The 22,758-nt window shown below is 70.5% G+C and carries 21 protein-coding genes and 1 pseudogene; 13 read left to right on the forward strand and 9 right to left on the reverse strand.

Features of this window, described 5'->3' with window-relative positions:
- Positions 1-22 precede the first annotated feature (22 nt).
- Genes H4N64_RS18320 through H4N64_RS18330 form a run of 3 tightly spaced genes read left to right on the forward strand, consistent with a single transcriptional unit; the run spans position 23 to position 848 of the window.
- Positions 23-445 (forward strand): hypothetical protein, encoded by a 423-nt coding sequence (locus H4N64_RS18320; RefSeq protein ID WP_260859786.1) that lies wholly within the window; start codon positions 23-25, stop codon positions 443-445.
- On the forward strand, positions 442-687 hold the full coding sequence (locus H4N64_RS18325) for a hypothetical protein (RefSeq protein ID WP_186283427.1): 246 nt from the start codon (positions 442-444) through the stop codon (positions 685-687). The genes H4N64_RS18320 and H4N64_RS18325 overlap by 4 nt, the downstream gene beginning before the upstream one ends.
- Positions 684-848: a hypothetical protein gene (locus H4N64_RS18330; protein WP_186283428.1), complete on the forward strand. Its 165-nt coding sequence runs from the start codon at positions 684-686 to the stop codon at positions 846-848. Before H4N64_RS18325 ends, H4N64_RS18330 begins: the two co-directional genes overlap by 4 nt.
- A gap of 214 nt (positions 849-1,062) precedes the next feature.
- Here H4N64_RS18330 and H4N64_RS18335 read toward each other — a convergent pair.
- Positions 1,063-1,698 (reverse strand): annotated as a pseudogene (locus tag H4N64_RS18335) (ATPase, T2SS/T4P/T4SS family); the annotation flags it as partial.
- Complete coding sequence (ssd, locus tag H4N64_RS18340) at positions 1,695-2,798, reverse strand: septum site-determining protein Ssd (RefSeq protein ID WP_186283430.1); 1,104 nt, start codon at positions 2,796-2,798, stop codon at positions 1,695-1,697. The pseudogene H4N64_RS18335 and the gene ssd, both read right to left, overlap by 4 nt.
- A gap of 579 nt (positions 2,799-3,377) precedes the next feature.
- Between ssd and H4N64_RS18345 the strand changes: the two genes are divergently transcribed.
- Entirely contained in the window at positions 3,378-4,211 is an 834-nt protein-coding gene (locus H4N64_RS18345; RefSeq protein ID WP_186283431.1) for an HAD family hydrolase, read from the forward strand.
- Positions 4,212-4,580: 369 nt separating this feature from the next.
- Here H4N64_RS18345 and H4N64_RS18350 read toward each other — a convergent pair whose 3' ends face one another.
- Positions 4,581-5,405 carry a Fic family protein gene (locus H4N64_RS18350; RefSeq protein WP_186283432.1) on the reverse strand — a complete coding sequence of 275 codons (825 nt, stop codon included), beginning with the start codon at positions 5,403-5,405 and terminating at the stop codon, positions 4,581-4,583.
- A gap of 98 nt (positions 5,406-5,503) precedes the next feature.
- On the opposite strand from H4N64_RS18350, the gene H4N64_RS18355 reads away from it, so the two are divergent.
- Entirely contained in the window at positions 5,504-6,484 is a 981-nt protein-coding gene (locus tag H4N64_RS18355) for an ATP-binding protein (protein WP_186283433.1), read from the forward strand.
- Positions 6,485-6,491: 7 nt separating this feature from the next.
- Here the strand turns inward: H4N64_RS18355 and H4N64_RS18360 are convergent, their stop codons facing one another.
- Entirely contained in the window at positions 6,492-7,766 is a 1,275-nt protein-coding gene (locus tag H4N64_RS18360; RefSeq protein ID WP_186283434.1) for a polysaccharide deacetylase family protein, read from the reverse strand.
- 343 nt (positions 7,767-8,109) lie between these two features.
- Here H4N64_RS18360 and H4N64_RS18365 point away from each other — a divergent pair, with 343 nt between their 5' ends.
- The 6 genes from H4N64_RS18365 (at position 8,110) to H4N64_RS45130 (ending at position 16,159) form a co-directional block, all read left to right on the forward strand.
- The gene (locus H4N64_RS18365) at positions 8,110-10,560 is read left to right on the forward strand and encodes a bifunctional SulP family inorganic anion transporter/carbonic anhydrase (protein ID WP_186283435.1); all 2,451 of its coding nucleotides are present in this window, start codon (positions 8,110-8,112) and stop codon (positions 10,558-10,560) included.
- A 235-nt stretch (positions 10,561-10,795) separates the two neighbouring features.
- Complete coding sequence (gene acs / locus H4N64_RS18370) at positions 10,796-12,751, forward strand: acetate--CoA ligase (protein WP_186283436.1); 1,956 nt, start codon at positions 10,796-10,798, stop codon at positions 12,749-12,751.
- Between the two features lie 177 nt (positions 12,752-12,928).
- Entirely contained in the window at positions 12,929-14,359 is a 1,431-nt protein-coding gene (gene nhaA, locus H4N64_RS18375; RefSeq protein WP_186283437.1) for a Na+/H+ antiporter NhaA, read from the forward strand.
- A 60-nt stretch (positions 14,360-14,419) separates the two neighbouring features.
- Complete coding sequence (locus H4N64_RS18380) at positions 14,420-14,911, forward strand: phage holin family protein (protein ID WP_186283438.1); 492 nt, start codon at positions 14,420-14,422, stop codon at positions 14,909-14,911.
- Positions 14,908-15,849, forward strand: a complete 942-nt coding sequence (locus H4N64_RS18385; protein ID WP_186283439.1) for an alpha/beta fold hydrolase — start codon at positions 14,908-14,910, stop codon at positions 15,847-15,849. The genes H4N64_RS18380 and H4N64_RS18385 overlap by 4 nt, the downstream gene beginning before the upstream one ends.
- Before the next feature lie 127 nt (positions 15,850-15,976).
- Entirely contained in the window at positions 15,977-16,159 is a 183-nt protein-coding gene (locus H4N64_RS45130; protein WP_260859787.1) for a hypothetical protein, read from the forward strand.
- A gap of 12 nt (positions 16,160-16,171) precedes the next feature.
- On the opposite strand, the gene H4N64_RS18390 is transcribed toward H4N64_RS45130, so the two are convergent.
- From H4N64_RS18390 to nth, 3 genes are all read right to left on the reverse strand, one after another.
- A complete protein-coding gene (locus tag H4N64_RS18390; RefSeq protein WP_186283440.1) occupies positions 16,172-17,371 on the reverse strand; it encodes a MarP family serine protease in 1,200 nt (399 codons plus the stop codon).
- A gap of 62 nt (positions 17,372-17,433) precedes the next feature.
- The gene (locus tag H4N64_RS18395) at positions 17,434-18,129 is read right to left on the reverse strand and encodes an NUDIX hydrolase (RefSeq protein WP_186283441.1); all 696 of its coding nucleotides are present in this window, start codon (positions 18,127-18,129) and stop codon (positions 17,434-17,436) included.
- 127 nt (positions 18,130-18,256) lie between these two features.
- Positions 18,257-19,090: an endonuclease III gene (gene nth / locus H4N64_RS18400; protein ID WP_186283533.1), complete on the reverse strand. Its 834-nt coding sequence runs from the start codon at positions 19,088-19,090 to the stop codon at positions 18,257-18,259.
- 351 nt (positions 19,091-19,441) lie between these two features.
- On the opposite strand from nth, the gene H4N64_RS18405 reads away from it, so the two are divergent.
- Complete coding sequence (locus H4N64_RS18405; RefSeq protein WP_015658871.1) at positions 19,442-20,116, forward strand: Crp/Fnr family transcriptional regulator; 675 nt, start codon at positions 19,442-19,444, stop codon at positions 20,114-20,116.
- An 86-nt stretch (positions 20,117-20,202) separates the two neighbouring features.
- Complete coding sequence (locus H4N64_RS18410) at positions 20,203-21,021, forward strand: nucleotidyltransferase domain-containing protein (RefSeq protein ID WP_186283442.1); 819 nt, start codon at positions 20,203-20,205, stop codon at positions 21,019-21,021.
- On the opposite strand, the gene H4N64_RS18415 is transcribed toward H4N64_RS18410, so the two are convergent.
- Positions 21,018-21,848: an MBL fold metallo-hydrolase gene (locus tag H4N64_RS18415; RefSeq protein ID WP_186283443.1), complete on the reverse strand. Its 831-nt coding sequence runs from the start codon at positions 21,846-21,848 to the stop codon at positions 21,018-21,020. The genes H4N64_RS18410 and H4N64_RS18415 overlap by 4 nt on opposite strands.
- The gene (locus H4N64_RS18420; RefSeq protein ID WP_186283444.1) at positions 21,845-22,723 is read right to left on the reverse strand and encodes an NUDIX hydrolase; all 879 of its coding nucleotides are present in this window, start codon (positions 22,721-22,723) and stop codon (positions 21,845-21,847) included. Before H4N64_RS18420 ends, H4N64_RS18415 begins: the two co-directional genes overlap by 4 nt.
- Positions 22,724-22,758: the final 35 nt, after the last annotated feature.

Below are 22,758 nucleotides of genomic sequence, written 5' to 3' on the forward strand. Positions count from 1 at the left end.
TACACATACTCTCCCGTCCCGCTTGACCGGCGCCAATCACCGCGACAATCTGGATACGGATAAGCACTACCCGTATCCGGAAACCGTCGCAATCCGGGGGACAGTCATGCCCGAGTCGGGTCATACGTGGCAAAAGGCGTTCAAGGCCGAGCCCATCGAGGCACGCCACGTCCGACTGTGGACGGCCGGCCGCGTGAGGCACCCCGACGCCCCGCTCATCGCGAACGAGCTGTACGTCGCCGTCCTCGGCTCAGGTGCCCCCGTCATCGAGATGACCCTCTCGACTGCCGGCTCCCGCATCCGCATCACCGCACAAGGATCCGACCCGCTACCCCTCATCCACAGCCACGGCCCCGGCTGGCAGATCGTCAACGGCCTCGCCAACCTCGTCGGGCTCACCGCCGACGAGTGCGGGCTGTGGGCGCAGTTAGGGGCGCGGCGATGACGTGGAAGCCCAAGCCGCCGCCAGTCGACCAGCTGAACTACGCGCAGCACTCCGGCTGGCGGTGCTGCTGGTGCAACAAGTCGCTGATGGGCGGCGCGCGCAGCGCCGGAATCTCGCGGGGAAGCAGCGGGGTCCACGTCCTCGACATCGAGGTGTACGAGTGCGGACCTCGCTGCCCGAAGCGGCCACGGCCCCCGAGGCGACGCCCCCCGAAGAAGGACAGTCAGGAAGGCACCCCGTGATCAAGATCTGCATCTGCTGCGACAGGTCCATCAAGGACGGCGAGCAGTACACCGAGGTCGACAAGATGTCGCCGTCCGCCGCCGGAGCCACCCTGTACCAGCACACCAAGCCGTGCAGGCCGGTCCCCGTCCAGACCACGCAGGTATCCCTGCGCCACTGAGCCTCGCCCGCCCCCGCCCCGATGGGGGCAGGCGTCCCCCGCGGCCCCGGCCGGCATCCCCCGTCGCCGACCGGGGCCGCTCCATGCCCTCACCTTCGATTCGAAGGCGATCACGGAAATCGCAGAATCTGCCTACAAACCCCCAGGTCAAAGGCGGGTTTTCGCTATCTCCGAAGCCCCGTCGAGCAAGATCCATTTAGGGGAGTCACAGTCATAGATTCGGGTTGCCGCTGCCGGTGCCGCCGCTGATGAGGAAGGACAGCCGCGCCTCGACCAGCGCCCGCAGCACCCGGTCCCCGCCCGGCGGCACCGTGCCCGCCGCCACGAGTTCGTCGAGCGTGAACGCACGCGGCCGTACGACCCGCAGGGACAGGCAGGCGCAGCCGACGGCCACCGGGGGCAGCACGGCGTGCAGCCGGGTACCGTCGGGCAGCCGGGCGTCGGCCCAGGGCCGCGCGTCGTCGAGGCGTCGCCCGGCCACCGCGGCCAGCCGCTGCGCGAGCCGTCGTACGGCCGCCGCGTCGGGGAAGCGGACGCCGGTCAGCTCAAGTCCGCCGCCGCGGTCCACCCAGATCCGGTCCGGCGCCGAGACCAGCACATCGGTCACCGACGGGTCGGCGAGCAGCGGTTCCAGTGGTCCGCTGCCGACGAGTTCGGACCGCAACTGCTCCGCGGCACCGAGGACTTCGGCGTCCCCGAGCACCCGTCCCTGTTCGCGCAGCGCCTGCGCCACGCGCGCGGGGGTCGGCTCGGCCCCGCTCTCCGCGAGCCTGCGTCGCACGCCGTCGAGGAGGGCCGGTGTCATGTCGGTTCCGGTGGCGAGCGGCTCCTGTCCCAGGTATGTGCTCATGCGGTCCCCGCCTCCAGCAGCGCCCGCTCCCAGAACTCCCGGCAGAAGCGCGCCAGCGGACCGCGTCCGGCCGCGGCGGGCGGGGCCTTGCTCTCGTGCGGGCGGCGCAGTCCGGATTCGACCGGTACCTCTCCGGCCAGCGGCAGTCCGAGCAGCCGGGCCACCTCGCGGTCGTCGAGGCCGGGCGCGTACGGCCCGCGTACCGCCACGCGCAGATCCCCGAGCACCATCCGGACCGCGGAGGCCACGCGCCCGGCGGCCGCGACGGCGCGCAGTTCGGCGGGGACGACGAGGATGCCGAGGTCGAGCTGGGCGAGCACCTCGGCGACGCCGTCGTCGATCCGGCGTGGCAGGTCTACGACGACCGTGCCGCTCCGGCGTCGGGCGGCGGCCAGCACGGCCCGTACGGCCTGTGGTGGGACGGCGACGCAGTCCCCGCGGTCCCAGCTGAGCACCCGCAGCGAGTGCAGCCGAGGCAGCGACTCCTCCAGGGCGCCGCCGCCGACCCGCCCGCGTGAGGCGGCGAAAGCAGGCCAGCGCAGCCCCTCGGCCGTCTCGCCGCCGAGGAGTACGTCGAGTCCGCCGCCCAGTGGATCGGCGTCCACGAGCAGGGTGCGCAGTCCCTCCCGCGCGGAGGTGACGGCGAGGGCGCACGCGAGCGTGGACGCCCCCGCGCCGCCTCGTCCGCCGATCACGCCGACGGTGAGGGCGGGTCGGCCCACGCCCTCGGCCACGTCGGCGATGCGGTCGACCAGCCACTGCTCCCCGTCCGGGAGCATCAGGACATGGTCGGCGCCGATCTCGACGGCCCGCCGCCAGACCCCGGAGTCGTCCTGGTCCCGGCCGACCAGCACCACTCCGCGTCTGCGGGCGGCGCCGCGCACCCGGCGTGCGGCGTCATCGCCGACCAGGACCAGCGGTGCGGCCTCCCAGTTGCCGCGCGGCTCCGGGATGCCGTGATGGACCTCTGGTGTGGCGCCCGCTGCCGCGCACAGGCGCAGCAGGTCGTCCAGCAGGTCGGCGTCCTCGGTGACGATCAGCGGTGCGCCGGGCCGTCCCGAGGCGGCGGGCGGCGGTTCCTGTGTGGCGGCTGCGGCCATGTCTCCCCCATCGCTGCATCTCTCGCGCAGCCCCTGCGGCCCCGCGATTCCCAAACGTGTGAAGAACCGGCGACCGGTCTCCATATGAGCGGCCGATACGAACCGGCCAAACACGCCCGACTAACCGGAACCGGCCATGAAGTCGGCTCCGGCGGGACGCGTTGGAATCACGGTGCGGCGATGCCGGAAATCGTGTGGATCTTGGTCGATAACTGTGGACAACTCGGCGGTTGTGAATAACGCCGTCACCCATACCGGTGATGCCTGTACTGATCCCGTACGACTTCCGCAGAGCAGCGTTGCAACTACTCACAGTGACGGATCATGGGCATGACGAGTGAGGCGGCCAGAGCCGCCTCACTCAGGCCTCCCGGCCACTGGAAAAGAGAGAAAAACCGTTCGGACATGCGACGACCCCCGCCGGGGGGGAGAGCGGGGGTCGTCCCCACGGCCGACTCGGGGGGGGAGGAGTCGGACCGGGTTAGCACGGTCGCGAACGATCCGTGACTTCCATGGTGTACCCGAGAGCCCTCTCAGGCAAACCCACGCGCCCCACCTTACGCCGAATGGGCTGCGCCTATGCTCGGGGTCGTGGAAAACCACTCCTTGCCCCGCACAGCGGCCTTCTTTGACCTGGACAAGACGGTCATTGCGAAGTCGAGCACGCTCACCTTCAGCAAGTCGTTCTACCAAGGCGGACTGATCAACCGCCGGGCCGTCTTGCGGACCGCCTATGCCCAGTTCGTGTTCCTCGCGGGCGGCGCCGACCACGACCAGATGGAGCGCATGCGCCAGTACCTCTCCGCGCTGTGCCGTGGCTGGAACGTCCAGCAGGTCAAGGAGATCGTCGCCGAGACCCTGCACGACCTGATCGACCCGATCATCTACGACGAGGCTGCCTCCCTCATCGAGGAGCACCACACCGCCGGCCGCGATGTCGTGATCGTGTCCACGTCGGGCGCGGAGGTGGTGGAGCCCATCGGCGAACTGCTCGGCGCCGACCGCGTGGTGGCCACCCGCATGGTCGTGGGCGACGACGGCTGCTTCACCGGCGAGGTGGAGTACTACGCGTACGGCCCGACGAAGGCCGAGGCCATCAAGGAGCTCGCCGCCTCCGAGGGGTACGACCTCTCCCGCTGCTACGCCTACAGCGACTCGGCGACCGATGTGCCGATGCTCCAGTCAGTCGGCCACCCGCACGCCGTGAACCCGGACCGCGCGCTGCGCCGCGAGGCCCTCGCGCGCGGGTGGCCGATTCTCGACTTCCACCGCCCGGTGCGGCTCAAGCAGCGGCTGCCCGCGCTCTCCGTCCCGGCCCGTCCGGTGCTCGTCGCGGCGGCCGCCATAGGGGCGGCCGCGGCCACCGCGGGCCTCGTCTGGTACGCCAGTCGGCGCCGTACCGCGATCGTCTGACCTGCGCCGACGCCGCCCCTGGGAGCAGTTCGACAGGTCGCCGCCCGTTTAACTCCTGTTTGAACCCAAAAGTAAAGAACCGCGGCCAGGCCTTCCGCTTGCTCCGGAGCCGGAGTAGAAAGGAGTCAACGGCCCGCGAGACCAAGGACATCCGAGAGGATCACCTTCAAAACGCAATTGGCCCCACGGACCGAGCATGAACACCGGGCACCCACGCGACGTCGACCCGTCGATTACGGGCCAGCCACACCAGGTGACGGGCAAAGTCCCCGACCTGATGGGCAACATATCGAGGACGCTTGGTAACCCGGTGAACATGCCAGCGGCGGTACGAATTCTCGTACCGCCGCAACCCTTTTCCGCGGGCTTCTACGCCGCTCCGCGCTGGAGCGCCTCGCACACCGCCGTCGATTCGCGCGCGCCCAGCTCGACCGCCTTGCCGCAGTGGGCGATCCAGGCGGCCATGCCCTCGGGAGTGCCGGAGACGTACCCGTCGAGCGCCTCGAGGTAGGCCGCGCGGCCGAGTTCGCCGTAGCCGACCTCCGACGGGCAGACCGACTTCGGGTCGAGACCGCTGCCCACCAGCACGATGCGCTCGGCCGCGCGCGCGACCAGGCCGTTGTGGGAGGTGAACGGACGCAGCGCCAGCAGTTCGCCGTGCACCACCGCGGCGGTCACCAGCGCCGGGGCGGACCCGCCCGCGATGATCAGCTCGGACAAGCCGTCCAGCCGGCCGTGGACCTCGTCGGCGCTCGGCAGCGGCAACTCGATCAGCGGCTCGTCGACCGGCTCGCCCGCCTGACGCGGTCGCCCGACTTCGGGGCCGTTGGTCGCCGCGGCCACCAGGTGCAGCCGGGCCAGCACGCGCAGCGGCGACTGCCGCCAGATGGACAGCAGTTGGCCCGCCTCCGCGGTCAGCCGCAGAGCGGCGCCCATGGTGCGTGCCTCGTCGTCCCCGCTGAAGTCGGTGCGCCTGCGCACCTCTTCCAGGGCCCAGTCGGCGCCGGACAGCGCCGCCGAGCCACGGGCGCCGCGCAGCGCCGCCTCGGAGGTGATCTCGGTGCTGCGGCGGCGCATGATCCGGTGTCCGTAGACCCGGTCCACGGCCTTGCGCACGGACTCCACGGACTCGGCCACACCGGGCAGCGCGCCCAGGGCCGCGAGCGGATCGGCGGTCGCGCCTGTCGTACTCATGAGTACGACATTACGCATCCCAGGGCCCCACCCCACGATCGAGTGGCCTTCTTCACGTTTATCCGCCCCCGCGCCGGACGCGCCCTACCTTACTGAACATGAAAATTGCTTTCGTAGGGAAGGGCGGCAGCGGCAAGACCACCCTGTCCTCCCTGTTCATCCGGCATCTCGCGGCGGCCGGGAGGCCGGTGGTCGCGATCGACGCCGACATCAATCAGCATCTGGGGGCCGCGCTCGGCCTCGACGAGCCCGAGGCGGCCGCGCTGCCCGCGATGGGCGACCGGCTTCCGCTGATCAAGGACTATCTGCGCGGCTCGAACCCGCGGATCGCGTCCGCCGAGACGATGATCAAGACGACTCCGCCCGGTGAGGGCTCCCGGCTGCTGCGGGTGTGCGAGGAGAATCCGGTCTACGACGCCTGCGCCCGGCCGGTGGAACTCGACGGCGGCGCCGTCCGTTTGATGGTCACCGGCCCCTTCACCGACGCCGACCTGGGGGTCGCCTGCTACCACTCCAAGACGGGAGCGGTGGAGCTGTGCCTGAACCACCTGGTGGACGGGCGCGACGAGTACGTCGTGGTCGACATGACCGCCGGCTCGGACTCCTTCGCCTCCGGCATGTTCACCCGCTTCGACATGACGTTCCTCGTCGCCGAGCCGACCCGGAAGGGGATCTCCGTCTATCGCCAGTACAAGGAGTACGCCCGCGACTTCGGCGTCGAGCTGAAGGTCGTCGGCAACAAGGTGCACGGCCAGGAGGACCTCGACTTCCTGCGCGCGGAGGCGGGGGACGACCTGCTCGTCACGGTCGGGCACTCGGACTGGGTGCGCTCCATGGAGAAGGGCCGACCGCCCCGGTTCGAGCTCCTGGAGGAGGCCAACCGCCGCGCCCTGCACCGGTTGCGGGAGGCCGTGGACGCCACGTACGAGGTCCGGGACTGGGAGCGCTACACACGCCAGATGGTGCACTTCCACCTGAAGAACGCGCAGTCGTGGGGGAACGAGCGGACCGGGGTCGACCTGGCCGCGCAGGTCGACCCCTCCTTCGTGCTCGGCGAGAGCGTCGCCGCTCCCGCGTGAGGGGGCGCTACCGCCTGGCCGTCGGCGCCCCGGGGACGCCCTTGGGAGCCGGGGCCGGGCGGTCCGACAGGAAGGACGCCCAGCCCTGCTTCGGGGCCTCGCCGACCTTCAGGGTGGTCAGCTTGGCCAGCACCTTCGGGTCCTGGGCGTCCAGCCAGTCCGCGAGCTGACGGAAGGAGACACAGCGCACCTCGGCCTTGGTGCACACGTTCTCGATGACCTCCTCGACGGCCCGCATATAGGTGCCGCCGTTCCAGGACTCGAAGTGGTTGCCGATGATCAGGGGCGCGCGGTTGCCGTCGTAGGCCCGGCGGAAGCCCTGGAGGAGGCCGTCGCGCATCTGGTCGCCCCAGAAGTCGTACTTGTCGGGGTCACCCTGGCTGGTGGTGCCGGACTGGTTGACCATGAAGTTGTAGTCCATGGCCAGCTGCTCGAAGGTGTGCCCTGGAAACGGCACGAGCTGCATCGACAGGTCCCACAGGCCTTCCTTCTTCTTCGGCCAGACCTGGTCGTTGACGCCGCTGGTGTCGTAGCGGAAACCCAGCTCACGGGCCGCCTGCATGAAGTTCTTCTGGCCCTCAAGACAGGGCGTGCGGGCGCCGATGAGCTCCTTGTCGTAGTCGAAGGGCAGCGGTGAGGCGTTCTTCATGCCGGTGGTGGTCTTCCAGGACTTCACGAACAGCTTCGCCTGGGCGATCTCGTCCTTCCATTCCTGGATCGACCATTCACCGACCCCGCCGCCCTTGCCGCAGAAGTGGCCGTTGAAATGGGTGCCGATCTCGTTGCCCTCCAGCCACGCCCCGCGCAGCTGCTTGACGGTGTCGGCGATGCCCTGCTCGTCGTTGAAGCCGATGTCGGAGCGGCCCGGCGAGTGCTGCGGCGGCCGGTACAGATCGCGCTTGTGCTCGGGGAGCATGTACACACCGCTGAGGAAGTACGTCATCGTCGCGTTGTTGGCCTTGGCGACCTCGCGGAAGTGGGAGAACAGCTTCTGCCCGTCCTCGCCCGCCCCGTCCCAGGAGAACACCACGAACTGCGGGGGTTTCTGACCCGGCTTCAGACGCTCGGGCCTGGGCAGATGCGGCTGGGCTCCGGTGTATGAGGTGGAGCCGTCGCCGATCAGGCGGACCGCGCTCTTGGGCGGACCCTGGGCCGGCTTCGCCCTCTGCGGGCCGGGGGCCCCTGCCTTGGCACCGCCGCTGTCGCTCGTGCAGCCGGCGAGTGATGCGGCACAGACCGCGGCGACCACGGCGCCCGCGGCGATCCTCTGGGTGGCGGCCATGTTCCGCCCACCTACTTCCTTCTCTCAGGCCAACGCTGAACGGGGGCGTTTTCTGGTGATCTGCCGGATAAGCGCCGACAGCGCCGCCAAAGGTCGCACGGGACTGAGAAGGAATTAGTACGACAAGCCGATCAAAGAGCCGCTTCACCCCTCCGAGTGAGTTATTCGCCCATTTGCCCGGAAACTCTATGCTCGCCCTTTACTCTGCATTACGATCCGTTTACTGAGCGTTGATTCATCCCGCCACTGCATGCCGTGACCCACGGCCGCGACCCGCCCCCGCCATCCGGACGGGGGACCACCAGATCCGCGACCGCGCTGCCCCGGAGGAGACGGGAACCCCATGCCAGCCTGCGTCCCCGCCCGCGCCACCGACCCCACTCGAACCGAGCGCGAACACCAGTTCCACAGTCCGCCACCCACCCGTCCCCGCCGCTTCCGGCCGGCCGGCGCCGATGTGTCCGCGTCGATCGCCGTCTTCCTGATCGCCCTGCCGCTGTCCCTCGGCATCGCCCTCGCCACCGGCGCGCCCCTCCAGTCCGGGCTCGTCGCCGCCGCCGTCGGCGGGCTCGTAGTCGGCCGGTTCGGCGGCTCTCCGCTCCAGGTCAGCGGCCCGGCCGCCGGTCTCACGGTGGTCACCGCCGACCTCATCCAGCGCTACGGCTGGCGCACGACCTGCGCCATCACCGTCCTCGCCGGACTCGCCCAACTCGGCCTCGGCTGCCTGCGCGTGGCGCGCACCGCTCTCGCCGTCAGCCCCGCCATCGTGCACGGCATGCTCGCCGGCATCGGTGTCACCATCGCCGTCGCCCAGCTGCACATCGTCCTCGGCGGCACACCCCACAGCTCCGTCCCCGACAATGTCCGCGAACTGCCCGCCCAACTGGCCGATCCGCATCCGGCCGCTCTCTCCATGAGCGTCCTGACCTTGGCCGTACTGCTCGTATGGCCGCGTATCCCGGGCCGGATCGGGCGAGTTGCGCGGCTGGTCCCGGCGGCCCTCGCGGCGGTGGTGGCCGCCACCGCGGTCGTGGCCCTGTCCGGGCTGCGCCTGCCCCAGGTCGATCTTCCGTCCTGGAGCAGTCACTCCCTGGCGGGGTTGCCGGAGGGGCCCGTGGCCGGGATCGTCGCCGCCGTGCTGACCGTCACGCTGGTCGCGGGCGTCGAGTCGCTGCTGTCCGCGGTGGCCGTGGACAAGCTGGTCGCCGCCCGTAAGGAGGCGCCACCCCTGCCGCGCGCCGACCTCGACCGGGAGCTGCGCGGCCAGGGAGCGGCGAACATCGTCTCGGGGGCGCTCGGCGGACTGCCGGTCACCGGAGTCGCGGTGCGCAGCGCGGCGAATGTGAAATCCGGTGCCGTGAGCCGGAACTCCACAATGCTGCAAGGCGTTCTCGTAATAGTCGCCGCGCTGCTGATGGTCCCGATCCTGGAGCTCATCCCGCTCGCCTCGCTCGCCGCCCTGGTGATGGCCGTCGGCATCCAGATGGTGTCCCTGCACCACATCCGCACGGTGACCCGCCACCGAGAAGTGCCGGTCTACGCCGTCACCACCGTCGGCGTGGTCTTCCTCGGCGTCCTGGAGGGCGTGACGCTGGGGATCGCCACCGCCGTCGCCGTCTCCCTGCACCGCCTCACCCGCACCCGTATCACCCACGACGAGAAGGAAGGAGTCCATCACGTCCATGTCCGAGGCCAGTTGACATTCCTCGCGGTCCCGCGGCTCAGCCGCGCCCTGCATCACGTACCCCAAGGGACGCCTGCCGTCGTGGAGTTGGACGGGTCCTTCATGGACCACGCGGCGTACGAGACGCTCCAGGACTGGCAGAACGCGCACACCGCGCGGGGCGGCTCCGTCGAGCTGACCGGCCGCCGCGCGGGACTCCGGATCGCCGAACCCGGGGCTCCCACCACCGCGCACACCGAACCTGGATCCGCCGAACCGGCCGCTCCCACCGGCTGCCGGTGCCGCCCCTGGACGCCCTGGCGCAACCACCAGTGCGAGGAGCCCCACCTCGCGCCGACGCCCGACGCGCAGTCGGGTGCGGGCGGCTCCGGCGGAAAGACCGCAGCCGGTGCGCCCAGGCACGCCCACGGTCCCAGTGGGCATGAACTGGCGCGTGGCATCAGCACGTTCCAGCGCAACACCGCACCGCTGGTGCGCGGCGAGCTGGCCCGGCTGGCGCGGGAGGGACAGCGGCCCTCGCAGCTGTTCCTCACCTGTGCCGACTCGCGTCTGGTCACCTCGATGATCACCTCGAGTGGTCCCGGCGACCTGTTCGTGGTGCGCAATGTGGGCAACCTCGTTCCTCCCCCGGCCGACGCGGAGAGGTGTCCCCAGCCCGGTGAGGAGAGCGGGGACGACTCGGTGGCGGCCGCGATCGAGTACGCGGTGGACGTGCTGGAGGTGCGCTCCATCACGGTGTGCGGGCACTCGGGATGCGGGGCCATGCAGGCGCTGCTCAACTCCGAGCCGGGCGGCGCGCGGACGCCGCTCAGGCGGTGGCTGCGGCACGGGATGCCGAGCCTGGAGCGCATGGCCGACGAGAGCCGGCCGTGGCCGCGACTGGCGGGGCGGGCACCGGCCGACGCGGTCGAGCAGCTCTGTCTGACCAATGTGGTCCAGCAGTTGGAGCATCTGCGGGCCCATGAGTCGGTGTCCCGGGCGCTGCGGAAGGGGGCGCTGGAGCTGCACGGGATGTACTTCCACGTGGGTGAGGCACAGGCGTACCTGCTCACCGGCGCCGACGAGGACCAGGTGTTCGATCACGTAGGGACGGCGGACCTGTCGGCCTGAGGGCGGACCCGGCCCGGGACCCGGAGTGTGAAAGGCGTTACAGAGCCTGAACTCTGCCTGGTCAGCGTCCGTGGGTACGGATGACGCCGACTGCCGGAGAACGGCCGTGGACAGAGCCACACACAGAGCCGCACACAGGTCTAAACCAATTTCCCGTCGGCCCTTGTCATCGGGCCCTCGGGTCTGATGAGCTGTGGCCTGGGACACAACGGACACCCTGGGAAAGGGAGATGTCGTGAGCAACGAAAGCCTGGCCAACCTGCTCAAGGAAGAGCGCAGGTTCGCACCCCCCGCCGACCTGGCCGCGCACGCCAACGTCACCGCGGAGGCGTATGAACAGGCCAAGGCTGACAGGCTCGGCTTCTGGGCCGAGCAGGCCCGTCGGCTGACCTGGGCCAAGGAGCCGACTCAGACGCTGGACTGGTCGAATCCGCCGTTCGCGAAATGGTTCAAGGACGGCGAGCTCAATGTCGCCTACAACTGCGTGGACCGGCATGTGGAGGCCGGGCTCGGGGACCGGGTCGCCATCCACTTCGAGGGGGAGCCCGGCGACAGCCGCGCCATCACCTACGCCGAACTCAAGGACGAGGTCTCCAGGGCGGCCAACGCGCTGCTGGAGCTGGGAGTGCGGAAGGGCGACCGGGTCGCCGTCTACATGCCGATGATCCCCGAGACGGCCGTGGCGATGCTCGCGTGCGCCCGGATCGGCGCCGCGCACTCGGTCGTCTTCGGCGGTTTCTCCGCCGACGCGCTCGCGACCCGTATCCAGGACGCCGACGCCAAGGTGGTGATCACCTCCGACGGCGGCTACCGGCGGGGCAAGCCGTCCGCGCTGAAGCCGGCCGTGGACGGGGCCATCGCCAAGGTCGACAACGTCGAGCATGTGCTCGTGGTCCAGCGCACCGGCCAGGAGGTCGCCTGGGACGAGGGCCGGGACGTGTGGTGGCACGACATCGTCGGGCGGCAGAGCGCCGAGCACACACCGGAGGCCTTCGAGGCCGAGCACCCGCTGTTCATCCTCTACACCTCGGGGACCACCGGTAAGCCGAAGGGCATCCTGCACACCTCCGGCGGCTACCTCACCCAGGCGTCCTACACCCACCACGCCGTCTTCGACCTCAAGCCGGAGACCGACGTGTACTGGTGCACCGCCGACGTCGGCTGGGTCACCGGGCACTCGTACATCGTCTACGGACCGCTCGCCAACGGCGCCACCCAGGTCATGTACGAGGGCACGCCGGACACCCCGCACCAGGGCCGGTTCTGGGAGATCGTGCAGAAGTACGGGGTGACGATCCTCTACACGGCACCCACAGCCATTCGTACGTTCATGAAGTGGGGCGACGACATCCCCGCGAAGTTCGACCTCGGCAGCCTGCGCGTGCTCGGCTCGGTGGGCGAGCCGATCAACCCCGAGGCGTGGATCTGGTACCGCAAGCACATCGGCGGCGACCGCACCCCGATCGTGGACACCTGGTGGCAGACCGAGACCGGCGCGATGATGATCTCGCCGCTGCCCGGCGTCACCGAGACCAAGCCCGGCTCGGCGCAGACGCCGCTGCCCGGTATCTCCGCGACGGTCGTCGACGACGAGGCGAACGAGGTGCCCGACGGCGGTGGCGGCTACCTGGTCCTCACCGAGCCGTGGCCGTCGATGCTGCGCACCATCTGGGGTGACGACCAGCGGTTCATCGACACGTACTGGTCGCGCTTCGAGGGCAAGTACTTCGCCGGGGACGGCGCCAAGAAGGACGACGACGGCGACATCTGGCTGCTGGGCCGGGTGGACGACGTGATGCTGGTGTCCGGCCACAACATCTCCACCACCGAGGTGGAGTCGGCGCTCGTGTCGCACCCGTCGGTCGCCGAGGCGGCCGTCGTCGGCGCGGCGGACGAGACCACCGGGCAGGCGATCGTGGCCTTCGTGATCCTTCGCGGTACGGCGGCGGAGACCGAGGGCCTGGTGGCGGAGCTGCGCAACCACGTGGGCGCCACGCTCGGGCCGATCGCCAAACCGAAGCGGATCCTGCCGGTGGCGGAGCTGCCGAAGACCCGTTCCGGCAAGATCATGCGCCGACTGCTGCGGGACATCGCCGAGAACCGCGAGCTGGGAGACGTCACGACGCTGACGGACTCCACGGTCATGGACCTCATCCAGGCCAAGCTCCCGGCGGCACCGAGCGAGGACTGACCTCCCCCGATCGCGAGAGGAGCGCCCGACGCCGGGCGCTCCTTTCGCGTTCACCGTGGGCCCCCGTATGCCTCCCGGCCACACTTTAGGTAAGCTAAACAAAACGCAATGCCCCTCAAGGTGCGCCGGGAAGTCTGGTCGGCAAGTATTCGTGCTGCCCACGCTCCGGAGGTCACCGTGTCCGCGCCCCACACCCCGCGCAAGGTCTTCGGACGGCTGTCCCTGCCCGAGCGGACCTTCGTCGCGGACGCGCTGCGCACCGAGACCGTCGGTGGTGTGCTGCTGCTCGTCGCCGCCATCACTGCGCTGATCTGGGCGAACACCCCCGCACTGGGGGACAGCTACGACACCGTCAGCCACTTCCACATCGGGCCCGAGGCCCTTGGCCTCGACCTGTCGATCGAGCACTGGGCCGCCGACGGGCTGCTCGCGATCTTCTTCTTCGTCGCCGGGATCGAGCTCAAGCGTGAGCTGGTCGCCGGTGATCTCCGGGACCCCAAGGCCGCCGTACTGCCGGTGGTGGCCGCGCTGTGCGGGATGGCCGTACCGGCGCTCGTCTACACCCTCACCAACATCACCGGCGATGGCTCCCTGAGCGGCTGGGCCGTGCCCACCGCCACCGACATCGCCTTCGCGCTCGCCGTGCTCGCTGTCATCGGCACCTCCCTGCCGAGCGCGCTGCGCGCCTTCCTGCTCACCCTCGCCGTCGTCGACGACCTCTTCGCCATCCTGATCATCGCGGTCTTCTTCACCGACGACCTCGACTTCGCCGCGCTCGGTGGCGCCTTCCTCGGCCTGGCCGTCTTCTGGCTGCTGCTGCGCAAGGGCGTACGCGGCTGGTACGTCTACGTCCCGCTCGCGCTCGTCATCTGGGCGCTGATGTACAACAGCGGCGTCCACGCCACCATCGCCGGTGTCGCCATGGGCCTGATGCTGCGCTGCGCCCGGCACGAAGGCGAGCAGCACTCCCCCGGCGAGCACATCGAGCACCTGGTCCGGCCGTTCTCGGCGGGCCTGGCCGTGCCGCTGTTCGCCCTGTTCAATGCCGGTGTCGCCGTCTCCGGCGGAGCGATCGGCGAGGTGTTCACCCGGCCGGAGACCCTGGGCGTCGTCCTCGGACTCGTCATCGGCAAGGCGCTCGGCATCTTCGGCGGTACGTGGCTCACCGCCCGCTTCACCAGGGCCGCTCTCAGCGATGATCTGGCCTGGGCGGATGTCTTCGCGGTGGCGACCCTGGCCGGCATCGGCTTCACCGTCTCGCTGCTCATCGGCGAGCTCGCCTTCGAGGGCGACGCCACCCTGACGGACGAGGTCAAGGCGGCCGTCCTGCTGGGCTCCCTGATCGCGGCGACCCTGGCGACCGTGCTGCTGAAGATACGGAACAGTCGCTACCGCCGGATGATCGAGGCGGAGGAGCGCGACGAGGACCTCTCCGGCGTCCCGGACATCTACGAGGAGGACGATCCGGAGTACCACCTGCGAATGGCCGCCATCCATGACGCCAAGGCCGCCGAGCACCGCAGGCTCGCCGAACTGAAGTCCGCAGAGCGCGAGCGGCCTGCCGAAGTGGCGGGCGGGGCAGGCGAGGAGAACGACCGTCGGGCATGATCTGACGGGACGGTACAAAAGTCGAGACCTCACCCACATGGTCAGAAGAGGGAGAACGCGATGAGCGCACCCGACGGCAGCCCGGTCGGCGCCGAACGCAGCATCGGCCAGCTGTTCGCCTCGGCGACGACCGAGATGTCGGCGCTGGTGCACGACGAGATCGCGCTGGCCAAGGCGCAGCTCAAGCAGGACGTCAAGCGCGGCGCGACCAGCGGCGGCGCGTTCATGGTGGCGGGCGCCGTGCTGGTGTTCTCCCTGCCGATGCTCAACTTCGCGCTGGCGTACGGCATTCGGACCTGGAGCGACTGGAATCTCGCCCTCTGTTTCCTGCTGTCCTTCGCGGCGAACGTCCTCATCGCCGTCGCCCTCGCGCTCGTCGGCGTCGCCTTCGCGAAGAAGGCCAAGAAGGGCAAGGGCCCGCAGAAGGTCGCCGCGTCGGTGAAGGAGACCGCGGGCGTCCTGCAGAAGGCCAAGCCGCACCCGCGTCCGGCGCCGGCCCTGGAGGACCGGTCGCCCGCCGCCATCGAGGCTGTGGCACGCTCGACGTCATGACGGACCCGGCCCCCACCCCTACGGCGCAACCCGCCTCGGTCGTACGTCTCGATGGTCCCTGGACCCATCGGGACGTCGCGGCCAATGGTGCGCGCTTCCATATCGCCGAGATGGGTGACGGGCCGCTGGTCCTGCTCCTGCACGGCTTCCCGCAGTTCTGGTGGACCTGGCGGCACCAGCTGCCGGCGCTCGCCGACGCCGGGTTCCGGGCCGTCGCCATGGACCTGCGCGGTGTCGGTGGCAGCGACCGCACCCCGCGCGGTTACGACCCCGCCAACCTTGCGCTCGACATCACCGGAGTGATCCGCTCCCTCGGCGAGCCGGACGCCGCCCTCGTCGGCCACGACCTGGGCGGCTATCTGGCGTGGACGGCGGCCGTGATGCGCCCCAAGCTGGTGCGGCGGCTCGCGGTCGCGTCCATGCCGCATCCGCGGCGGTGGCGCTCGGCGATGCTCTCCGACGTCAAGCAGTCGACCGCGGGTTCCTACATCTGGGGCTTCCAGCGCCCCTGGATCCCGGAGCGTCAGTTCACCGCCGACGACGGAGCGCTGGTGGGCCGGCTCGTCCGGGACTGGTCCGGGCCGCGGCTGCCGGAGGACGACACAGTGGACATGTACCGCCGCGCTATGTGCATCCCCTCCACCGCGCACTGCTCGATCGAGCCGTACCGCTGGATGGTCCGCTCGATGGCCCGTCCGGACGGCATCCAGTTCAACCGGCGCATGAAGCGACCGGTCCGGGTGCCGACCCTGCATCTGCACGGCTCGCTCGACCCGGTGATGCGCACCCGCAGCGCGGCCGGTTCCGGGGAGTACGTCGAAGCCCCGTACCGCTGGCGCCTGTTCGACGGCCTCGGACACTTCCCACACGAGGAGGACCCGGTCGCGTTCTCCGCGGAGCTGGTCAATTGGCTGAAGGATCCCGAACCCGATCGGTGACCGTTCCGACGCGCCCGGTATCCGGATCTGAACGCCTGTTCTATGAACAGCCAATTGCCCGGCGCATAGGCCAATTGGGGGCCCTGGGGGCGGTTATCGACCTTGGGGCAGGGGCAGACGTCGGGGTATGGGCTGGACGCACGACTACAGTGACGCAGCACGCAATCGCCGCTCGGGCAACGCCCTGAGCCCCCACCGGGCCGGAACCGCGCCGCAAATCGCGGGCACCGACCTCAGGGTGGGCATTCCGCGCATTCTGCGCCGCCGGGCCCGCTGGGTCTCGGTACGCCTGCGCCACCCCCGCGGCTGACCCCGCCAGGGCTCACAGCGCGCAGCTGTCGCTGTCCACCTGCTGGTTCGCGGTACGGCCCGCGGCGATGTCGTCCTGGATCTCGTCCGCGGTGAGCGCGTAACCGGTGTCGGCGTCGTCGAGGGACTTCGCGAAGACCACGCCGTACACCTTGCCCTCAGGGGTGAGCAGCGGGCCGCCGGAGTTGCCCTGGCGGACGATCGCGTACAGCGAGTAGACATCGCGGTGCACGGTGCCGCGGTGGTAGATGTCCGGGCCGTTGGCCGGGATACGGCCGCGGACACGGGCCGCGCGGACGTCGTACGCGCCGTTCTCCGGGAAGCCGGCGATGATCGCGCCGTCGCCGCTGCGGGCGTCGGTGGCGGTGAAGTCCAGCGCGGGCGCGTCCAGATCCGGTACGTCGAGCACGGCGATGTCCCGCTTCCAGTCGTACAGGACGACCTGCGCGTCGTACTTGCGGCCCTCTCCGCCTATCTGGACGGTGGGTTCGTCGACGCCGCCCACGACATGCGCGTTGGTCATCACACGGCGGTCGGAGTAGACGAAGCCGGTGCCCTCCAGGACCTTGCCGCAACTCTCCGCGGTGCCCACGACCTTGACGATGGATCGCTTGGCGCGTGTGGCGACCTCGCTGCTCGCGAGGGCCGGGTCGGGGGGCTGGACATCGGTGATGGGCTCGTTGGAGAACGGGCTGAAGACCTGCGGGAAGCCGTTCTGCGCGAGGACCGAGGAGAAGTCCGCGAACCAGGTGTCGGCCTGCGCGGGCAGCGCCCTGGACACCCCGAGCAACACCTTGGAGTTACGGACCTCCTTGCCCAGCGTCGGCAGCGTGGTGCCGGCCAGCGCCGAGCCGATCAGCCAGGCGACCAGGAGCATCGCGACAACGTTGACCAGGGCGCCGCCCGTCGCGTCCAGGGCGCGGGCCGGGGACCAGGTGATGTACCGGCGCAGCTTGTTGCCGAGGTGGGTGGTCAGGGCCTGGCCGACGGAGGCGCAGACGATGACGACGACCACGGCGACGACGGCGGCGGTCGTGCTCACCTCGGAGTTGTCCGTCAGGGCGTCCCAGATCACCGGGAGCAGATAGACGGCGACGAGTCCGCCGCCGAGGAAGCCGATCACCGACAGGATGCCGACGACGAAGCCCTGGCGGTAGCCGACGATCGCGAACCACACCGCGGCGACCAGCAGCAGGATGTCCAGCACGTTCACCGCTTCAAGCCTCGCCTCGTCACTTCACGCCCCCCGGATTACACAACACCGCGCCCACCCTGTCACGACCGCCAGTCCAGCGGGACCTGGTTGTCCCGGTCCCAGGGCCGCTCCCAGCCCGCGAAGTGCAGCAGCCGGTCGATGATCCCGGCGGTGAAACCCCAGACGAGGGCCGATTCGACCAGAAATGCCGGACCTCGGTGACCTCTGGGATGGACGGCGGTGACGCGGTTGGCGGGGTCCGTGAGATCCGCCACGGGGACCGTGAAGACCCGGGCCGTCTCGTTCGGATCGACGACGCCGACCGGCGTCGGCTCGCGCCACCAGCCGAGGACCGGGGTGACGACGAACTCGCTGACCGGGATGTACAGCCGGGGCAGGACGCCGAAGAGCTGCACGCCCGCCGGATCGAGCCCGGTCTCCTCCTCGGCCTCGCGGAGAGCGGCCCGCAGCGGCCCGTCGGCCTTCGGGTCGCCGTCCTCGGGGTCGAGGGCACCGCCGGGGAAGGAGGGCTGGCCGGCATGGGAGCGCAGGGAGCTCGCCCGCTCCATCAGCAGCAACTCGGGGCCGCGCTCGCCCTCGCCGAACAGGACGAGCACCGCGGACTGCCTGCCGGCGCCGCTCTCCGGTGGCAGGAAGCGGCTGAGCTGTATCGGCTCGACGGTCTCCACGGCATGCACCACCGGGTCCAGCCAGATGGGCAGGCCCTCCTTGCTGAGCGTCACCGGCCCGCCCCTTGTGTTGCTCGCGCGTGTCATCGCCACCCCCGTCCTGCCGTGTCCAACGCCGGGCCACGCCGAGATCGTTCCTGGGCCGGACCCTGAGATCGGCCCTGATATCGACCCTGAGGGCAGCCTGCGAATGGGCTCTGCCACATCCGGCGCCTCATCCTGCCCCCAGCGGCGGTGCCGCCTTCCCGCCCGCGTCCAGATAAGCCTGCGGGGGCTTCAGACGCTGGCCGGGGAAGCCGCCCTTCTCGTACTTGAGCAGCTTCTTCGCCTTCTCCGGGTCCGTCTCGCCCTCGCCGTACGCGGGGCAGAGCGGTGCGATGGGGCAGGCGCCGCAGGCCGGTTTACGGGCGTGGCAGATGCGGCGGCCATGCCAGATCACGTGATGCGAGAGGTCGGTCCACTCGCTCTTGGGGAACAGCGCGCCGATCTCGGCCTCGATCTTGTCGGCGTCGGCCTGCTCGGTCCACCGCCAGCGCCGTACGAGCCGCTGGAAGTGCGTGTCCACAGTGATGCCGGGCCGCCCGAAGGCGTTGCCGAGCACCACGAAGGCGGTCTTGCGGCCGACACCGGGCAGCTTGACGAGGTCTTCGAGCCGCCCCGGCACCTCGCCGCCGAAGTCCTCGGACAGGGCCTTGGACAGCCCTATGACCGACCTGGTCTTGGCCCGGAAGAACCCGCACGGGCGCAGGATCTCCTCGACCTCCTCGGGGTTGGCCGCGGCCAGGTCCTCGGGCGTCGGGTACTTGGCGAACAGGGCCGGGGTCGTCTGATTGACGCGCAGGTCGGTGGTCTGGGCGGACAGGACGGTGGCGATCAGGAGCTGGAAGGGGTTCTCGAAGTCCAGTTCGGGGTGGGCGTACGGGTAGACCTCGGCGAGCTCGCGGTTGATACGGCGGGCTCTGCGGACGAGGGCGGTGCGGGACTCGGCCTTCCAGGGCTTCACCGCGGCCTGCTTCACGGGCGCCGCCTTCTTGGCCGTGGCGGCCACCTTCTTCGCCGCGGCCGAGGAGCGCTTTGCCGCTTTTGCCGGTTTCTTTCCACCGCCGGGGTCCTGTTCGCCCACAGCGGAATCACGACGTACAACCACCCGCCCAGCCCCCTTGGCCTGTGCTCTCACCGGCGATTTGGACACCCGGCCAGCCTAAAGCCCGACACTGACATCCGCCCCGAGCCCTGAAGATCAGCGCCCAATTGGACCCCTGCCGCTTACCTCGGGACACCTGTACGGCATCCTTGTGACAGATCACACTGTTTGGACCGTCCGGCAAAATGGGGAGCACGGTCCCCTGGTACCAAGGGGGAGCAAGATCCCCTGAGCAGGTCGACAAGGAGAGAACTCGTGGACGACGTTCTGCGGCGCAACCCGCTCTTCGCGGCGCTCGATGACGAGCAGTCCGCGGAGCTCCGCGCCTCCATGAGTGAGGTGACCCTCGCGCGCGGTGACTCGCTGTTCCACGAGGGCGACCCCGGTGACCGGCTCTACGTCGTCACCGAGGGCAAGGTCAAGCTCCACCGCACCTCCCCCGACGGCCGCGAGAACATGCTCGCCGTCGTCGGCCCCGGTGAGCTCATCGGCGAGCTGTCGCTGTTCGACCCGGGCCCGCGTACGGCGACCGCCACCGCGCTGACCGAGGTCAAGCTGCTGGGCCTCGGCCACGGCGACCTCCAGCCCTGGCTGAACGCCCGCCCCGAGGTGGCCACCGCGCTGCTGCGCGCCGTCGCCCGCCGACTGCGCCGCACCAACGACGCGATGTCCGACCTGGTCTTCTCGGACGTCCCCGGCCGTGTGGCCCGGGCCCTGCTGGACCTGTCCCGTCGCTTCGGCGTGCAGTCCGAGGAAGGCATCCACGTCGTCCACGACCTCACGCAGGAGGAGCTGGCCCAGCTGGTCGGCGCGTCCCGCGAGACGGTCAACAAGGCCCTCGCCGACTTCGCCCAGCGTGGCTGGCTCCGCCTGGAGGCCCGCGCGGTGATCCTGCTGGACGTCGAGCGCCTCGCCAAGCGCTCGCGCTGACCATACGGCTGTTCGAGGGCCCGTCTCCTTACGTGGCGGGCCCCGTCCTCAAGCGCCGGACGGGCTGAAGTTGGCACAGTGGCCCCATGGCTGAAACGGCTCCCCGCAAAGGTCTCGACCCCCAGGGCTGCATCGAGCGCGAGGGCTCGCTCGCGCGCGTGTCCCACGACTTCCGTCCCATCGTCGCCGCCGCGCGTGACCGGCTGCTCGATGTGTTCGGGGGGCGGATGCACAGCGCGTACCTCTACGGGTCGATTCCGCGCGGCACCGCGCGCGTGGGGCGCAGTGATCTCGATCTGCTGGTCGTCCTGCACGCCGAGCCGACCGACGGGGACCGCGAGGACGCGCGGATGCTCGGTGAGGCGCTGGACAAGGAGTTCCGGCGGATCGACGGGGTCGGCACGCTGCTGTACGGCAGGGTACGCGTGCTGAGCGAGCTGGAGCGGTACGACCTGGGGTGGTTCCTCGCCTGCCTGTGCACCCCGCTGCTCGGCGACGACCTCGCCGAGTACCTGCCCCGCTACCGCCCCGACTCCCTGCTCGCCCGTGAGACCAACGGCGACCTCGCCCTCCTGCTGCCCCGCTGGCGCGAGCGGGTCGAGGGCGCCGACTCGGACGAGGCCCGCAGGCCCCTCGTACGGTTCATGTCCCGCCATCTAGTCCGTACCGGATTCACGCTGGTCATGCCCCGCTGGAACGGCTGGACCAGCGATCTGGCGGAGATGGCGGAGGCGTTCGGGTCGTACTACCCGGAGCGCGCGGACCAGATGCGCGCGGCGGCCGTCCGCGGGTACGAGCCGACCGGCGATACGGCCGTTCTACGGTCGTACGTCGACGACCTGGGCCCCTGGCTCGCCGAGGAGTACGCGCGCGTGCACGGCGTGAAGGGTCCGCGCCCCGACTAGATCAGCCCGTGCTCGCTGAGGTAGTCCAGCTGCGCCCGCACCGACAGCTCCGCCGCCGGCCACAGGGAGCGGTCCACGTCCGCGTAGACGTGCTCCACGACCGCCTGGGGCGCGCGGTAGCCGTTCTCGACCGCGGTCTCTACCTGGGCGAGTCGGTGGGCGCGGTGGGCCAGGTAGAACTCGACGGCGCCCTGGGCGTCCTCCAGGACCGGGCCGTGGCCGGGGAGCACCGTATGAACGCCGTCGTCGACCGTGAGCGAGCGCAGGCGGCGCAGGGAGTCCAGGTAGTCGCCGAGACGGCCGTCGGGGTGCGCCACGACCGTCGTGCCACGGCCCAGGATGGTGTCGCCGGTCAGGACCGCACGGTCGGCCGGGAGATGGAAGCACAGGGAGTCGGCGGTGTGGCCGGGCGTCGGTACGACCCCGAGCTCCAGACCGCCGACCCGGACCACGTCCCCGGCTCCGAGCCCCTCGTCGCCGAGCCTGAGCGCCGGGTCCAGGGCGCGCACCTTGGTACCGGTCAGGTCGGCGAAGCGGGCGGCGCCCTCGGCGTGGTCGGGGTGACCGTGCGTCAGCAGGGTGAGGGCGATGCGCTTGCCGGCCTGCTCGGCGGTATCGACGACGTGCCGCAGATGGCCCTCGTCGAGCGGGCCGGGGTCGACCACGACGGCGAGGTCGGAGTCGGGCTCGGACAGGATCCAGGTGTTCGTGCCGTCCAGGGTCATCGCGGAGGCGTTGGGCGCGAGGACGTTCACCGCGCGCGGGGTGGCGGGGCCCGAGAGAACCCCGCCCCGCGGCTGGCCGGGAAGGGTGCTTGCGTCCGTCATGCGGGGGCTCCACCGGTCGGCTCGGTCGGGATGTGCTTGGTGAACTCGTCGTGGCCCGGCCAGGACAGCACGAGCTCGTCGCCCTCCAGGCGCGCCCGCGCGAGGACGGGCGTCATGTCCCGCGCGGGGGCGGCGGCGAGCGCCTTGGCGGCGGTGGAGTAGGGGGCCAGCTGGCGCAGGGTGGCGATGGTGGGCGGCATCATCAGCAGCTCGCCCTTGTCGTACGACTGTGCCGCCTCCCGGGGCCGGATCCACACCGTGCGGTCGGCTTCCGTGGAGGCGTTGCGGGTGCGCTGACCCTCCGGGAGGGCGGCGACGAAGAACCACGTGTCGTAGCGGCGGGACTCGAACTCCGGGGTGATCCAGCGGGTCCAGGCGCCGAGCAGGTCGGAACGCAGGACCAGACCTCGGCGATCGAGGAACTCGGCGAAGGACAGGTCCCGGGCGACGAGGGCGGTGCGGTCGGCCTCCCAGTCGGCGCCTGTGGTGTCGCCGACGACGGAGTCGGGGGTCGGGCCCGCGAGCAGGACGCCCGCTTCCTCGTACGTCTCGCGTACGGCGGCACAGACGATCGCCTGGGCGCCGCTCTCGTCGACGCCGAGCCGCTGTGCCCACCACGCGCGCGTGGGGCCCGCCCAGCGGACGTGGTGGTCGTCGTCGCGGGGGTCGACGCCGCCGCCGGGGTACACGTAGGCGCCTCCGGCGAAGGCCATGGACGCCCGCCTGCGCAGCATGTGAACGGCCGGAGCGGCCTCGGTGTCCTTCAGGAGCATGACCGTGGCCGCGCGCTTGGGGGACACCGGCGTGAGCGTCCCTTCCGCGAGCGCGCGGATGCGGTCGGGCCACTCCGGGGGGTACCACTGACCGTTCACCATGTCCGGAGGCTATCTCGGGGCGCGCGGATGTTCGA

Origin of the sequence: Streptomyces cupreus (assembly GCF_014257025.1) — a bacterium.
GTDB lineage: Bacteria > Actinomycetota > Actinomycetes > Streptomycetales > Streptomycetaceae > Streptomyces > Streptomyces cupreus.